Below are 14825 nucleotides of genomic sequence, written 5' to 3'. Positions count from 1 at the left end.
TTACAATTTTCTTTAGAGGAGTGTGTTATTCTAACTTTAAAATAATGCTGAGTTTATCTATAAAAATTTAATCGTAGAGGTGAAGCATGCCAGTAAATTCATTTGAAAATTACTCTATGTCTTGGAAACCTAATAAGGAACTATTAAAGCGTCCGTTTTATTCCTCTATTGCAGCACTACTTGAACATGATATTGTAAATGGTTTTTTAGCTCCAGGAACAAAATTGCCTCCACAACGAGAATTAGCGGATTTTTTAGATTTAAACTTTACAACAATTACCCGAGCTTACAAACTATGTGAAGTTAAAGGCCTAATTTACGCAATCACAGGGAGTGGAACTTTTGTAGCTCCTAATGCAACTCGTTCCATTACTATTTCTACAGAGGAAATCAGAAACTGCATTGATCTTGGATTAGTAGCATCATTTGAGCAAACTAATAGTATTGTCGCAGAGACTATTCAAAAGGTAGTAGATAAAAAGTATTTAGAGCAACTATTAAATTACAATGATCCAACTGGTCTTCCGCATCAAAAAACGGCAGGTCTCAATTGGATGAAGTCTTTTGGCATTAATGTGGATCAAGACCATATAGCAATAGTTTCGGGGTCACAAAATGCTTTAGCGATTACATTGACAGCGTTGTTTAAACCTGGAAACCGAATTGCAACTGATGTATACACCTATTCAAATTTTATCGAATTGGCAAAAATGCTACATATTCAATTAGTACCCATTCAAGGGGATGAATTTGGAATGCTCCCAAGTGAACTCGATAAGCAATGTAGTCAATTAGATATTCATGGTATTTTTTTAATGCCTTCTTGCTCTAATCCTACTACGATTATGATTGCAAATTTTCGAAAGAAAGAGTTAGCAGCAATCATTCGAAAGCATCAAATAATTTTGATTGAGGATGATATTCATGCATTTTTGACAGCAGGGGTTATTTCTGATTATGAGCAACCAATGTTTAATTTACTTCCAGAACAAAGTGTTTATATTAGTGGAACTTCTAAGTGCATTTGTTCAGGATTAAGGGTTGCTTATATGGTATTCGGGGATGCCTTACGTAAGGATATTTTAAAGGCTATATTTAATGTCAATGTTAAAACATCTTCTTTAGACGTAGAGGTGATAACAGAGCTAGTGTTATCAGGAAAAGCACATGAAATTGTTAAGCAGAAGAAACTTTTAGCGGAGTCTGCAAACGAAATTTATTCAGGATATTTTTCTTCCAACAAGCCTGTAGGGCATCCTTTTAGTTTTTACCGTTGGCTACCTATTCAAAATCATTATGATGCATTTCAATTAGAAACAGATTTGGAGAGGCACGGCATTCGGGTTTTTCATTCCGAGCGCTTTATTACCGCACAAACCATGCCTAATCAGTATTTACGAGTTGCTCTATCCTCTACAAACTCATTAGAAGAGTTGAAAATAGGGCTAGAAATACTAAAACAATATTTCGGCTAGTTTAAAAAGAATACAGCAGACATTTACTTAAAATAAAGGAAAATGCTATTTAACAGTAAAAATGTAGTAAAAACTCTTCTATAGGCAAGAAGAGTTTTTTTAGTCTATAGTGTTCTGGGGGGATTAGTATTTTTATCATTAAAAACAATAAATAAATATATATAAATATAATGTATTTGTGTTATTATGATTACGTTGGAAAATAAAGTATATTTTCATTCGTAAAAATAATTGGGAGAAGAAGGGGAAATAGCATGAAAATGAAAAAAATGATTTTAACAGGTGTAGTACTTGCAGCAACAACTTTAACATCTTTATCAAATGTACAGGCAGATACAACATTTAAAGATGTTCCAGCAAATCACTGGTCTACAAAAGCAATTTATGATTTAACAAATCGTAAAGTAGTGCAAGGGTACGGAAATAATATCTTTGGCTTTGGTGACAATGTAACCCGTGGGCAAGTTGCTCGAATGATTTATATGTACCTAAAACCAGCAGATGCAGATGCTAGCTTCAAAAATCCTTTTACTGATATTAAAGGACATTTGTTTGAGAAAGAAATCTTAGCACTTGCTAAAGCAGGATTTGTAAATGGATTTGGTGATGGGAAGTATGGTCCAGATGATATTTTAACTCGTGAACAAATGGCACAAGCACTTACAAATGCTTTTAAATTTAAGGCAACGAAAACAACAAAATTTGCAGATGTTGATAAAAATTCTTGGTCTTACGGTGCAATTAGTGCATTAGAGGAAAATGGGGTTACAATTGGTACAGGAGATAATATGTATTCTCCAAAAATGTTTGTAACACGTGAAGCGTATAGTCAGTTCTTATATAACTCTATTAATGCAGTTGAAAAAGAAACAAAACCAGAGCCAAAACCAGGGGTAACGCCAATAGGTATTCCCAATGCGTTAGTGACAGATGATTTTTTCTTTGATAGATATTCAATTGAAATTTCATCTGTAAGAGAGCAATCTATTTCTAAACAAGGTCAAAATCTTGTTACTGAAGTAAATAAGAAATATAATGCGAATTTCAGATATAGATATGTAGCATCAGAAATTGATCTATATACTCCTAATTTGCCAAGAATGATTGACTCTCATGGTTCATTTTCGTTTGTTGGGAAGGATGAAGATAACTTCTATTTCATGTTTGTCGTTGACAAATCAACTGTTGAGCTAGCGAAAAACTGGATGCATATGATAAATCCGAATTTCACTCTTGATAAAGAGATTGATAGATTAGTAAATCCAAATCCAGAATTTAAAAAAGAAATTGATAGTTTTGTAAAAAATGATAAGGATTATATCAATCGTTTTGAAAAAGATAATCATAGCGTAGAATTAAATGTAAGTCCTCTACAGTGGGTAAAACCTGGGGAGTCTGTAGTTACTCTACATCCAGATTACTATGTATTAGGAATTTCTGTACAAGGAAAGTAATATTTAAGTAGTGTATTGATTTTCGTACAGTGAAGGATAGACAATATTAGGGCTTATTGATTTTTTGAAAAAGACCTACTGTTATTGAAGTGCACCCCAATTGTTAGACACATAATTGGGGTGCATTTTTTTTATTTGCTTTAACTGTATAGATTTTTTAAACAATAGATACATTTCTTCTGCTTTAAAGATGGAGCACTCTCTTTTTCTCGTCAGCGTTTGAACCAACAATTAAAACATCTTAATTCCTTTAGCAAGGCTTGTAAAATTCCAAAAGTTCAACAGGAATATTATTTTTGTATGCTATACATGCTTTTGTATCACCACGCTGAATGGTCTTTTGGTCAATTAACAAAAGCGCAGCAAACGTATTTGCTTCTATCTCTAATTTATCAACGGAAAAGAATGTATTCTTACGCAGAAAAGGTGTATTTGCATGAGTATGTAGAACCGCGTGTCCTAATTCATGGGCACAAACAGTTCTCTGCATAGATGGAGATAAATTAGTATTAATAACAATGAAACGATTTCTTTTTTCATATTTATAAAAACCATTTATTTCTTCATGTAAATCCCATGTTAGTACATGTATTTTTAAGTAATCTGCAAGCTCATAGGGGTTTTTCGTGTTGTATTTGGTGCAAAGTTGTTGGACTAGATCTCTAATGACGAATTTCAATGTTTTCCCTCCTAAGCTTGCATCAGTTATCGTCTGGATTACGATATTTCTTAGGCACGTATTTTTTATTGATTACTTTTGTTTGTTTTACAATGTACTCCATCGCATCTAATAATGACTCTACCGCTTCTTGACTCATAGGTTCACCAGAGAACATTAAGCCATCTTCGCCTTGTAGATCTTTCTTTATTTCTTCCATTCTTTTTGCTATATCTTTCTCATCTTTTGGCGTTACTTGTTCGTTTGGTTCGCCTGTAACAGATCGACCAAGTAAATAGTCAGCTGAAACTGAAAAGCAATCAGCTAATTTAGTTAAAACATCATGTGGAGGGAACCTCTCTTCTGATTCGTAGTAACCTATCATTCTTTGGGATACGCCGATTTTTTCTGCCAGTTGTTTTTGAGTTAAATTCTCTTTTTTTCGTAAGGATTTTATTCTAAGTCCTATCACATCGTTCACCTCTCTAATTGAACTAATTGTTCTCTTTGAATTCATTTTAGCACAAAAAGTTCTTTTATGCATTGACAAAGAACAATTAGTTCTTTAATCTGTATTTAGAACTAATTGTTCTTATGGAGGTGTGATAATGGGAAATAAAATGTACGATCCGAAAAAAAACTTATATAAAGAAATTGCTAGCTATTGCGGAGTAACTGAACACTATATTCGAATGATTGATCAAAAAGAAAGAACGCCATCAATGGAGACAGCTAGGAAGATTGCACAGTTTTTTGATAAGAGTGTAGATGATATTTTTTTTAGTAATAAATCGAACTTTAAGTTCTTTTTAACCGCACTTTGGTTTAAAAAGCGTGGAAAGTAGATTTTGTCATGAGGAAGTTAAGAGTTTTAATAAGTAAGTAAAAAAGGTTTGAAAATATGAGAGGTAGATAATATGGGGATTTTCCGAGTAAAAAAAGATAATAATTATTCCGTTATTAATAATACCGGTCTAAAGGATAAGAGGCTTTCTTGGAAGGCGAAAGGAATATTAGCTTACATACTTACACTTCCAGATGATTGGGTGTTTTATAGAGAAGAATTATCGCAACATGCAAAAGATGGTATTAATAGCTTAAGAGCTGGAATGCAGGAATTAAAAGAGTACGGATATATTAGAAGATTTCCTGTTAGAGATGAAAAAAACAAAATTGTTAGATGGGAGACAATTATTTACGAAATCCCAGTGGATGATTATCCACCAGTGGAAAACCCACCTGCTGGAAAACCTGTTGCTGGTAACCTACCGGTGGATAATCACAAGCTACTAAATACTAATATACAAAGTACGAAAAAACTAAATACTGATATACAAAATATAAATCATATTCATGATAATAAACAAAGTTTACTCTCAAAAAAATTAACAAATGAAGATTTTAAAATAAGTCATCAATTTTTGATGAAGAATAGAATTTCATTAAGTGAAATAGCAATTATAGAGCTTGGTGCATTTTGTGAATCATTAGGTAGTGAACTAATTGGGGAAGCAGTAAATAGATCAATTGATGAAAATGTACCAAAGTGGAGATATGTACGTGGGATTCTTAAAAATTGGGAAGCCAAAAAGGTAAAAACACTCAAGGATGTAGCTATGCTAGATGCACAGTTTGATCTTGGTAAGAATAAAAAACAATTTGGGTCAGGGAATACCAATCGAAATGAAATGGTACCAGAATGGTTACATGAAAAAGAAGATATTCCAGAAGAGCAGCCTATAAAAAATAATGAGTTAACTATTGAAGAAGAGCGTGAGAGATTAAAAACTTTATTAAAAAAATATAAATCATAATTAATATTTATAAATTTTATTAAATTGATAATAAGGTTAGCTTATCTTTGGTGATAAAAATAAAAGCAGCATTTAAATAAAGAAAAGTAGGGGGATTATTATATGTTTGACTGGCTCAAAGATTATCAGAAACTAGAAGAAATTGCATATTTAGAATATAACTTAGACAAATCAAAAGCAGAATTAAAGCGCTGGACTAGTGGGGACTTGCAAAATATACGATTAACTGCTGAATCGGAAGGGGCTAAAGTAGAAGATCGGATTGAAGCTATTGAATATGAATTAGGACATAAGATGAATGAAGTACTTGATTTAAAGATTTTAATTAATAAGTTTACAGGATTAGATCATCAAATACTCAAAATGAAGTATATTGATGGAATGACCTTAGAACAAATAGCGTTTGACTTGCATTATAGTACAGGCTATATCCGACGCAAACATGCTGAAATAAGAAAGATTGTCAAGTTTGTAGAGGGGTTTTAATGTTACCTTTTTGTAGGATACATGCAGTGTACAGAAAGTATTGAAAAAGTGATTTATAGTAGTAATATAAGATTTCGACGAAAGGGCAACTATTTTTATGGTTGCTCTTTTTGTTGTGAAAGAAGGTGAGCAACATGAAGTAATTTTAAAAAATAATTTTCATTTAAGTGTTAGAGGTACTTAGTAGATTAAGAGTTTTATAGAAAAAATAATAGGAAAATAAGGAGAGATTTAGTAATGAGTATATTAGCTGCTTCAGTTAAAACAAAGAATCTGCCACAACAAGTGTTACGTTGGCAATCAATGGTAGAAAGTGAATGTTCAGCACAAGGTGTGTCTGAATTAGTTCCCTATGTACTTGGGATTATTATGGTGGAGAGTGGAGGAAACTCTGAAACAACACCTGATATTATGCAGTCCAGTGAATCACAAGGTTGGGCGATGAATACAATTAAAAATCCTAAAGATTCAATTTATTATGGAGTAAAGCATCTAAAAGGAGCTTTTGATGATGCAAAGAAAAATGGCATTACAGATTTAAGTGCCATTGTTCAATCATATAATTTTGGACGAGCTTACCTTCGCTGGTTAGCTTCTAACAATAAACAACATTCATTACCGGTGGCAGATCAGTATTCTAAAACGGTTGTTGCGCCATCACTTGGTAATACAACTGGTGCTATGGTCAAGTATAGTCAGCCTATTGCCATTGCATACAATGGTGGCTACCGATATAAAAATGGAGGGAATTTCTTCTACTCTGAAATTGTTAAGCAATATGTAGATTTTGATGAAGCTGGTAATAACAATAAACCAATACAACCGGTGGGCTTGGGTATTGCTGTAAATAAATATCCGAATAACGGGGGGATTAATCTATATAGCCAACCACAAGGAGGATATTTTACGAGGGTAATTTATGATAAAACACCTTACCTTATTATAGATGCAGCGTGGTATGAAAATCCTATGATTTGTCTTGGAAACGAGGCATGGGCTGCTTTGGAACATTTTGATGTACAATGGTTTAGTGCTTATTCAAAATACCCACCAGGTGGTGGTATTAATACGTATGATAGCCCTAATGGAAATTATACAGGTTTTGTAGACGGGTCTGTTCCATACAGAATTTTGGCGCGAAAAGATGGTTATTTGGCGATTGGAAATAATGCATGGGTAAAAGAAGAACATTTTAATGTTAGATAATGAGAGATAGCTTTTGTTCTGGTTATCTTGAAACTTGAAAAACTAAAACATATTAAAATAGGAAATGTAAATAGTAAAAAAAGGTACTTTTGTAAGTACCTTTTTATATTGTGTAAAAATAGAAAGGAAGATTAATATGGCAAAATTTATTTATCCTACAGATATAACGAGAGTAACAAGTGGTTTTAGAGGCAGCAGACCAGATCACCATGGGATAGACCTTGCTGAAGCAGGCTATCACCCTATTTATGCAGCGGCTAATGGTCAAGTTAGTCGTTCTTATTTTTCATCTAGTTATGGTGAATGTATTATGATTGTGCATACAATTGATGGAATTACATGGGAAACTGTATACGCTCATATGCGTAGTGGTTCTCGAACAGTAAAAGAAGGTGATTATGTTTCACAAGGACAAACTATTGGAGTTATGGGAAACACGGGGGATTCTAGTGGCCAACACTTACATTTTGAATTGCATAAAGGGCGTTGGAATGTGAGTAAGAGTAATGCTGTGAATCCGTTAGATCACTTGGGTAAAGATGGTGGTGGTAACAATACTGATAAACCAATTCAACCAGTAGGTCTGGGTATTGCTGTAAATAAATATCCGAATAACGGGGGGATTAATCTATATAGCCAACCACAAGGAGGATATTTTACGAGGGTAATTTATGATAAAACACCTTACCTTATTATAGATGCAGCGTGGTATGAAAATCCTATGATTTGTCTTGGAAACGAGGCATGGGCTGCTTTGGAACATTTTGATGTACAATGGTTTAGTGCTTATTCAAAATATCCACCAGGTGGTGGTATTAATACGTATGATAGCCCTAATGGAAATTATACAGGTTTTGTAGACGGGTCTGTTCCATACAGAATTTTGGCGCGAAAAGATGGTTATTTGGCGATTGGAAATAATGCATGGGTAAAAGAAGAACACTTTAATGTGAGATAGTATTTTGAAATCTATAAATATCAAATTAGATGGAAGAAGCAATGTGTGATACTTTTTTATGAATTCGTTTAAAACGATGGTGTAGGAGTGTAGAAAGGAATTAAAGGAAGAGCAACTGATAAACAGTTGCTCTTTTTCTTTTTGAGGAGGTGAGGACAAGGAATTTATTATAGAAAATGCTGGCCATACGGGGGTTAGGTTACTAGATGTACTAAATAATGCGGTGAAAATTTTAAGTAATAAAAACGAGAGATAAAAAGGAGATGTTCAGTAATGGAGATTAGGAAGAAATTAGTGGATTCAAGTAAATATGGTATAAAATGTCCCAATGCAATGAAGCCAGAATTCATCACAGTACATAATACGTACAATGATGCATCAGCTGAAAACGAAATTTCTTATATGATTGGAAATAATAATGCAGTTTCGTTCCATGTTGCAGTAGATGACAAAGAAGCAGTACAAGGTATTCCGTTTGATCGTAATGCTTGGCATGCTGGTGATGGTAACGGAAGTGGTAATCGTAAATCCATCGGAGTGGAAATTTGCTATTCTTTAAGCGGTGGGGATAGATATTACAAGGCGGAAGATAATGCAGCAATTGTTATAGCTCAGTTAATGAAACAATTCAACATTCCAATTAGTAATGTACGTACACATAAATCGTGGAGTGGGAAACATTGTCCACACCGTATGCTTGACGAGGGAAGATTGGATCAATTCATTGAGAAGGTAAATAAAGCATTTAACAACAATAATAATAAACCAATTCAACCAGTAGGTCTGGGGATTGCTGTAAATAAATACCCGGATAATGGAGGGATTAATCTATATAGTCAGCCACAAGGAGGATATTTTACAAGGGTAATTTATGATAAAACACCTTACCTTATTATAGATGCAGCGTGGTATGAAAATCCTATGATTTGTCTTGGAAACGAGGCATGGGCTGCTCTGGAACATTTCGATGTACAATGGTTTAGTGCTTATTCAAAATATCCATCAGGTAGTGGTATTAATACGTATGACAGCCCTAATGGAAATTATACAGGTTTTGTAGACGGGTCTGTTCCATATAGAATTTTGGCACGAAAAGATGGTTATTTGGCGATTGGAAATAATGCATGGGTAAAAGAAGAACATTTTGATGTGAGATAAGGTTAAAGAATGAGAGTCACCAAAGAAATGATCATTCAAGATTTTAGATTAGTAATTTATATATTGGTTTGCCAAAGGTGATATGATTTAAATAAAAAATCAGTAATGGTGAGCTTGTCTTATTAACGCCATGGAATGGTACATGTAAGTAGCTTTTTATTCCTGAATTATAAGCAGTAAATAAACGATTGATCAGATTAATAAAGACATTGTATTAACAAAAAAGAATAAAATTAAAGAGTAGAAGGTATAAAAAGACGATTTCTAAAGTGCAATTAACAACTGAGAAGAAAGAGAAAACGTAGCAAACATAGGCGGGTTTGTTTTCGGTTGTTTACAAGGAGAGATAACAGAATGACAAATCAAACTCCAATACAAACACAGAATACAAATTCAGGAAACAATCAATTACAGAACCAAATTATTAATCAAATTAAACCATATTAGCCCTAGAGAAGTTAGTTATGCAATTCATTCAAAATCCGGCTCCAAATAAAGATATGACACCAGGTAATGATAATTAATTTATGAAAGTTAATAACTTTGTAAAAAATTTATTAAATGCAGGAAATTTTATTGAAGTATATGTATACAGCTGATAAACAAAAAAATAATGAGATGTAAAGCAAAGCGTATGTAATGTAGGCTTTTTTATGTTGAATCAAATAAGAAGTGGGAAAGAGGTGGCAAAATGGATAGTTTACAAGAGGTGAAAAGTGATATTCTGGAAATAAGGCAAGATATTAAGGATATACGATTAGAGATTAGAAGTTTAGAAATGCGGACGACAGGTAATGAAAAGGACATTATTAATATTAATAAGCAATTAGACAAAATCAGTGCTAATACAACTTGGATCCTACGCCTTATTATTGGTGGACTAATTGGAGCTGCTCTTACCTTCTTTTTGAAAGGAGGAGGTATGTAATGATTGAAATTACAGCAATGATTGGGGTTGTTGTAGGAATTTCACAAATTGCAAAAACAACTGGACTGCAAACAAAATATATTCCGTTATTTAATTTAACACTTGGCATTACGCTAGGTGTTTTATTTTTGTCTCAAGATATTAAAATGAATTTATTTCAAGGAATGATTATCGGATTGTCAGCTAGTGGATTATTTGACCATACAAAAATTATAAAAAGGGATGCCGATAGAAAATGAAAAAGAAATATAAGCATATTTTATCTATAGTTGTTGCAATGATTTTAGTAGTATCAATTGGAACAAACGCACTTGCTGATAGAACGCTACTTATTCCTGATTTACCAAAACAACCATACCGTTATGGTGTTGGAGCTTATGAAGGTGTTGTGGCACATTCTACAGCTACCCCAGAGGCGCCAGCAATTAATATTCAAAAATATGAGTCTCGTACATGGCGTTCAGCGTTTGTTCACTACGCAGTGGATTGGGATGAAAAGATTCAAATTGCATCTACAAAACATCAGGCATGGGGGGCAGGTCCAGCAGCAAATGCTAGATTTGTTCATGTTGAATTGTGTGAGACAAGTGATCCATTGAAATTTAAACGTTCATATGAAAAATATATAGAATTAATTGGGAAAATCTTGCGAGAACGAAATATTCATCCCTCTAAAGGATTATGGACACATAGGGATATTACGTATAAATTAGGTGGGACAGACCATGAAGATCCACTAGATTATCTTCGTAGTCATGGCGTATCTGAGGCTAAGTTCCGAGTAGACGTGTTAAAGGTTTATAACGGGAGCACGGTTACAGTGGATACCAAACCACAAAAAACAAATAAAATATATGGTACAGTAGAGTCGAATGGTGTTGCATATATTGAAGGATACAATGTAAATCTCCGCTCTGGACCCTCAACAGAAAATAGTGTTATTTGTAAGCTACAAAAAGGTGAGGCTTATAAAGTATGGGGTAACTTAGGAAACTGGTTACATCTTGGTGGTAACCAATGGATTTATTATGATTCTTCATATATTCGTTACCAAGGAAATGAACCTGCTACAGTAATTGGTAAAAGAGTTATTTCAAAAGTAAATAATTTACGTTTCTATGATTCTCCATCTTGGCAGGATAAAGATGTTGCCGGTACTGTAGATATGGGTTTAGGATTCATTATTGATACAAAGGTAATTGTAAATAATTTATCACAATATAAAGTGCACAATAGTAAAGGTAAAACATATTATGTAACAGCAAACGAAGCCTATGTGTATGTGAAGTGAAAGAGAGGATCTGCTCTACTATGGGGAGATCCTCTTTTTTATTTATCATATATAAATTAGGTTTATTGGTGAAAAGAGGAGGCTATGAATGATTTTTGGTTTGGAAAAAATATTCTTGATAGAAAAATAATATAGTGTTATATTTAAATTTAATGATGTATTATTTTAAAATGGATTTTTGACATGCTATAGATTTATTTCAAGATGTCGATTTTGGGAAAACAGAAGGTAAGGTATTAGGTAAAGAGACATAGTGTTTATAACGAGCGTTAATCCTGTATTATAATTTAGGAGAAATATATCAAGTAAGGAGTTTTTTTATGCCGAAATGGGCTAAGTGGATTGCCTTGTTTGTGATTTTTATCTGTAGTATTTTAACTATCGACGCTCTTGTTGGTAGCAAAAAAGGTATAAAAGCCATTACAGCAGCAGTTGAGGAATTAACCGCAGATGAAAAAAATATAGGAAATCAAAAAGAAGTAAAGCAAGGAGCCGAAACAAGTAATTATAAACATTTAGACAAGCAGCATTATGCGTGGGTAATGGATGATTATTTAAAGGACCTATCTGATGTGGCTAACCGATTTAGCATTTTAGAGGCCGATGCAGAAATTAAGGGTACTATAAACAAATCATGGATTTCAGATGTAGGCGATGTTTTCTATAAAATGTCTTATCTCATCTCAAGTGTACGATATGTAGAACCCCCAACAGAATTAAAGGGTCTACATTCATCTATTTTAAAGGCGATGGATAACTTGCAATTTGTTATAGACAATTATGGAGATGCTGCGAGCCAAACAGATTTAGCGAAATTAGGTAAATGTTTAAAATTATTAAGAATTGCTAGGGATACAATAGAAGAGGCGCGTAGTGAATTATCCACTTACGAATAATTATCATAAAAATCAATGCGTATTACATAACATCCTCAAAAATATATATGAGGTTTGGCGTTTTCTTTGCGGTTAAGGAAACAGTAATCTCAAAGTTTTCAATTCTAATGCTTGGTACATGAAAGAGGATAACAAGTAAGGAATGGAAGGTGAAAGATCAAAGGTTTTGAGTTCATGGACAAGGCTGACATGAAGAAAGTAACATTTTACAAGAAAATGAGGGAATACGAGGAAATTAAATCATTAAAATTATATAAAAAGATGTTATGCTTTTAGTATTTGACAATGCAACCACAGTCATTAGAGAGGATATAGTAGTCTGTGTAGTAACGAAACCAAAACTTACGTTAAGTATTAGCGTGATTTGGTTCTATTGCTATACAAAGGCCATCATCACCATACTGAATAAAGTGAACAAAATATAAATTTGATTTATAAGTCGGAGGAAGGCACCTTAGGATGTCTTTTCTTTTGTCCATTACACTCATTGTTTACACATTGATTTTTTATGTTCATTTGATATAATTATTACTACAGTAGTATTACAGTAATACCTTGGGTATATAATAAAAGAAGAGATGCTCGATACATCTCTTCTGGTAACTGTTGCCGTAAGGCGGGTAGTTACTAAATAAAGTTATTTTCTTTTTCTAGAACTTCCCTTTTGCTTCCGACGGCGTAGGGAGGTTCTTTTACGTTTTTTGCTAATATTACTCACTAGTTTGTTTCCATAACCAGTAACAAGAATTGTCAAAAATACTTTCAACAAATCCTGTAGCAAAGACAGTAAATATTCCATCATAGGAGTCACTTCCTTTCCCACTACATAAAAAAAGAGAAAGGACAGCAACCAACCACCCTACGTCATACAGTTAAATCTATTCTATCATACTAGTACAATCTCACCAATATAAACAAGACCACCATTATTGATAGTCGTTTTAGGTATATTTAGAACAATTAATTACAACATGTTTATAGCGTGATTAATATATAATAATTTCGCCTTATGACCTTTATCATAAACTATTACATGGTATATATTTTTTGTACCACGCTTTGTTAATGCATTTAACCTTCGTAGGTGTTGAAGGTTTAGAATTATTGTTTAGTATAGTCATATCATTAGAACATCCTGCGGTATTTAGACAGAATGTAACTAATAAACACCATAGTAATAATTTATTCATATAATCACTTCTAATTCTTTATTAGTTAACATTTTTTCATGAAATACGTTCTTTACTAATTTTACATTACATTAAAGTTCAGGAAATATTCTTCTACTCATAAATTGTTACATTTGCTCTAGGGAAACTCTGTTAATAATAAAAGTCATTCTAGTCGAAGAAAGGCATCCTATTACTGATAAAGGTAAAACTGTTAGTTATCTAATTCTCCCAGTCATTATGTATTTGATGTATGTAACACAGGAACTAATAGCAGAAAATGAACTGAAAGGTACATAAATGAGGACAATCTGGAAATAGATCTTTTAGTTATTTATTGTACTATAGATTTTCTACAAATAAAAAAGGTATGTGCAGAGACTAGATTATTAAAATTACAATGTAGGGGGCTGGGGAGGGAGTTAAAACAGGTTGATAAAAAAATAGAGGTTTAGAAAATATCCATGTGACAATTTAGAGTTTCACATGGATATTAAGTTAAAATATTATAATAAATTTGTCTTCTTTAATTTATAAAGAAATTTTACCTCCATTAGCAAATAATATAGGGCCAATCCATATGGAAAACATGTTCAAACCTTTACCTGAACATGACCATGTTTATACTTTCAAATTCAAGAAGTCTAAACTTAGTGTGATCAAACTGAAAACATCCTCATAAAACCAAGTTTTAGTTATTGTTTTAATATAAATTATATTTCTTTACAGAAAAACTGCCTGCAAAATCTTAGAGATATGTCTAAGGTTTTGCAGGCAGTTTTTTATATACTCACTACGGTAGAGTTACACCAATTTTTTCGCGCTCACTACGGTAGAGCTACACCAAATTTAATCACCATTCTTTTAATTTGTATGATTACGAAGGTGAATGGGTAAGAACTTCGCTGAATATGTCCCTGTTCTTTTAATTTGTATAATTACGGAGGTGAAACAGAAAAGAACTCCGCTGAATTTGATCTTTATCGGTTTTTTATTTAGGTGAGCGTCTCCCGAAAAACAGCTCCTGTCTTTACTTCGTTTAATCGTTGTTTTCATTATAAAGTATTAAGAAGGGAAAATGCAATAACTTTACTTAATTTGACAACTGTTATATCATAACATAATGTATAATGAATATACAAATAAATTAATTTAATATGATTTTAGGGCAGCAAAGTCTGTGCTCTATATGGTTGTTGGAAATTGGAGGTCATTTTGTCGGTATGAGGATTTTTGCCATAATAGCTGTAATTATTATAGGACTAATCTTTTTTAAAACAATAATGTTGCAGATATTTGCACTTTTAGCGTTGATGGTCGTAATTATAATTG

At 32.8% G+C, this 14825-nt stretch carries 14 protein-coding genes; 12 read left to right on the top strand and 2 right to left on the bottom strand.

What is annotated here, in order from left to right; translation table 11 throughout:
- Positions 1-86: 86 nt before the first annotated feature.
- On the top strand, positions 87-1475 hold the full coding sequence (locus MHI26_RS28435; protein ID WP_061667960.1) for an aminotransferase-like domain-containing protein: 1389 nt from the start codon (positions 87-89) through the stop codon (positions 1473-1475).
- A 254-nt stretch (positions 1476-1729) separates the two neighbouring features.
- Positions 1730-2929, top strand: a complete 1200-nt coding sequence (locus MHI26_RS28430; RefSeq protein WP_061667961.1) for an S-layer homology domain-containing protein — start codon at positions 1730-1732, stop codon at positions 2927-2929.
- Between the two features lie 250 nt (positions 2930-3179).
- Here the strand turns inward: MHI26_RS28430 and MHI26_RS28425 are convergent, their stop codons facing one another.
- Both MHI26_RS28425 and MHI26_RS28420 read right to left on the bottom strand, forming a co-directional pair.
- On the bottom strand, positions 3180-3608 hold the full coding sequence (locus MHI26_RS28425; RefSeq protein WP_000673778.1) for an ImmA/IrrE family metallo-endopeptidase: 429 nt from the start codon (positions 3606-3608) through the stop codon (positions 3180-3182).
- A 22-nt stretch (positions 3609-3630) separates the two neighbouring features.
- The gene (locus tag MHI26_RS28420) at positions 3631-4059 is read right to left on the bottom strand and encodes a helix-turn-helix domain-containing protein (protein WP_000579788.1); all 429 of its coding nucleotides are present in this window, start codon (positions 4057-4059) and stop codon (positions 3631-3633) included.
- A 136-nt stretch (positions 4060-4195) separates the two neighbouring features.
- Between MHI26_RS28420 and MHI26_RS28415 the strand changes: the two genes are divergently transcribed.
- The 10 genes from MHI26_RS28415 (at position 4196) to MHI26_RS28370 (ending at position 12324) form a co-directional block, all read left to right on the top strand.
- Positions 4196-4432, top strand: a complete 237-nt coding sequence (locus tag MHI26_RS28415) for a helix-turn-helix transcriptional regulator (RefSeq protein ID WP_061667962.1) — start codon at positions 4196-4198, stop codon at positions 4430-4432.
- Between the two features lie 72 nt (positions 4433-4504).
- The gene (locus MHI26_RS28410; protein ID WP_061667963.1) at positions 4505-5401 is read left to right on the top strand and encodes a DnaD domain protein; all 897 of its coding nucleotides are present in this window, start codon (positions 4505-4507) and stop codon (positions 5399-5401) included.
- A 102-nt stretch (positions 5402-5503) separates the two neighbouring features.
- The gene (locus tag MHI26_RS28405; RefSeq protein WP_061667964.1) at positions 5504-5887 is read left to right on the top strand and encodes a DUF1492 domain-containing protein; all 384 of its coding nucleotides are present in this window, start codon (positions 5504-5506) and stop codon (positions 5885-5887) included.
- A gap of 237 nt (positions 5888-6124) precedes the next feature.
- The gene (locus MHI26_RS28400; protein WP_097888972.1) at positions 6125-7093 is read left to right on the top strand and encodes a lysozyme family protein; all 969 of its coding nucleotides are present in this window, start codon (positions 6125-6127) and stop codon (positions 7091-7093) included.
- 136 nt (positions 7094-7229) lie between these two features.
- The gene (locus tag MHI26_RS28395) at positions 7230-8051 is read left to right on the top strand and encodes a M23 family metallopeptidase (protein WP_151547551.1); all 822 of its coding nucleotides are present in this window, start codon (positions 7230-7232) and stop codon (positions 8049-8051) included.
- A 273-nt stretch (positions 8052-8324) separates the two neighbouring features.
- On the top strand, positions 8325-9209 hold the full coding sequence (locus MHI26_RS28390; protein ID WP_016083107.1) for a peptidoglycan recognition protein family protein: 885 nt from the start codon (positions 8325-8327) through the stop codon (positions 9207-9209).
- Between the two features lie 691 nt (positions 9210-9900).
- Positions 9901-10137, top strand: coding sequence for a hemolysin XhlA family protein (locus tag MHI26_RS28385; protein WP_021728083.1), 237 nt, complete (start codon positions 9901-9903; stop codon positions 10135-10137).
- Complete coding sequence (locus tag MHI26_RS28380; RefSeq protein WP_000570185.1) at positions 10137-10376, top strand: hypothetical protein; 240 nt, start codon at positions 10137-10139, stop codon at positions 10374-10376. Before MHI26_RS28385 ends, MHI26_RS28380 begins: the two co-directional genes overlap by 1 nt.
- A complete protein-coding gene (locus MHI26_RS28375; RefSeq protein WP_061667558.1) occupies positions 10373-11428 on the top strand; it encodes an N-acetylmuramoyl-L-alanine amidase in 1056 nt (351 codons plus the stop codon). Before MHI26_RS28380 ends, MHI26_RS28375 begins: the two co-directional genes overlap by 4 nt.
- A gap of 320 nt (positions 11429-11748) precedes the next feature.
- Complete coding sequence (locus tag MHI26_RS28370; RefSeq protein ID WP_061667559.1) at positions 11749-12324, top strand: hypothetical protein; 576 nt, start codon at positions 11749-11751, stop codon at positions 12322-12324.
- The last annotated feature ends 2501 nt before the right edge of the window (positions 12325-14825 follow it).

Origin of the sequence: Bacillus sp. FSL K6-1218, assembly GCF_038006445.1 — a bacterium.
Classification (GTDB): Bacteria; Bacillota; Bacilli; order Bacillales; family Bacillaceae_G; genus Bacillus_A; species Bacillus_A thuringiensis_S.
Note: the sequence above shows the minus strand (reverse complement) of the source record. Positions and strands in the feature narration are given on the sequence as shown.

Bases quoted from the DNA above. Each gene is read 5' to 3' on its own strand.
- MHI26_RS28390 (WP_016083107.1), top strand. From the start codon at position 8,325: ATGGAGATTAGGAAGAAATTAGTGGATTCAAGTAAATATGGTATAAAA.
- MHI26_RS28410 (WP_061667963.1), top strand. From the start codon at position 4,505: ATGGGGATTTTCCGAGTAAAAAAAGATAATAATTATTCCGTTATTAAT.
- MHI26_RS28430 (WP_061667961.1), top strand. From the start codon at position 1,730: ATGAAAATGAAAAAAATGATTTTAACAGGTGTAGTACTTGCAGCAACA.
- MHI26_RS28380 (WP_000570185.1), top strand. From the start codon at position 10,137: ATGATTGAAATTACAGCAATGATTGGGGTTGTTGTAGGAATTTCACAA.
- MHI26_RS28400 (WP_097888972.1), top strand. From the start codon at position 6,125: ATGAGTATATTAGCTGCTTCAGTTAAAACAAAGAATCTGCCACAACAA.
- MHI26_RS28385 (WP_021728083.1), top strand. From the start codon at position 9,901: ATGGATAGTTTACAAGAGGTGAAAAGTGATATTCTGGAAATAAGGCAA.
- MHI26_RS28405 (WP_061667964.1), top strand. From the start codon at position 5,504: ATGTTTGACTGGCTCAAAGATTATCAGAAACTAGAAGAAATTGCATAT.
- MHI26_RS28375 (WP_061667558.1), top strand. From the start codon at position 10,373: ATGAAAAAGAAATATAAGCATATTTTATCTATAGTTGTTGCAATGATT.
- MHI26_RS28415 (WP_061667962.1), top strand. From the start codon at position 4,196: ATGGGAAATAAAATGTACGATCCGAAAAAAAACTTATATAAAGAAATT.
- MHI26_RS28395 (WP_151547551.1), top strand. From the start codon at position 7,230: ATGGCAAAATTTATTTATCCTACAGATATAACGAGAGTAACAAGTGGT.
- MHI26_RS28370 (WP_061667559.1), top strand. From the start codon at position 11,749: ATGCCGAAATGGGCTAAGTGGATTGCCTTGTTTGTGATTTTTATCTGT.
- MHI26_RS28435 (WP_061667960.1), top strand. From the start codon at position 87: ATGCCAGTAAATTCATTTGAAAATTACTCTATGTCTTGGAAACCTAAT.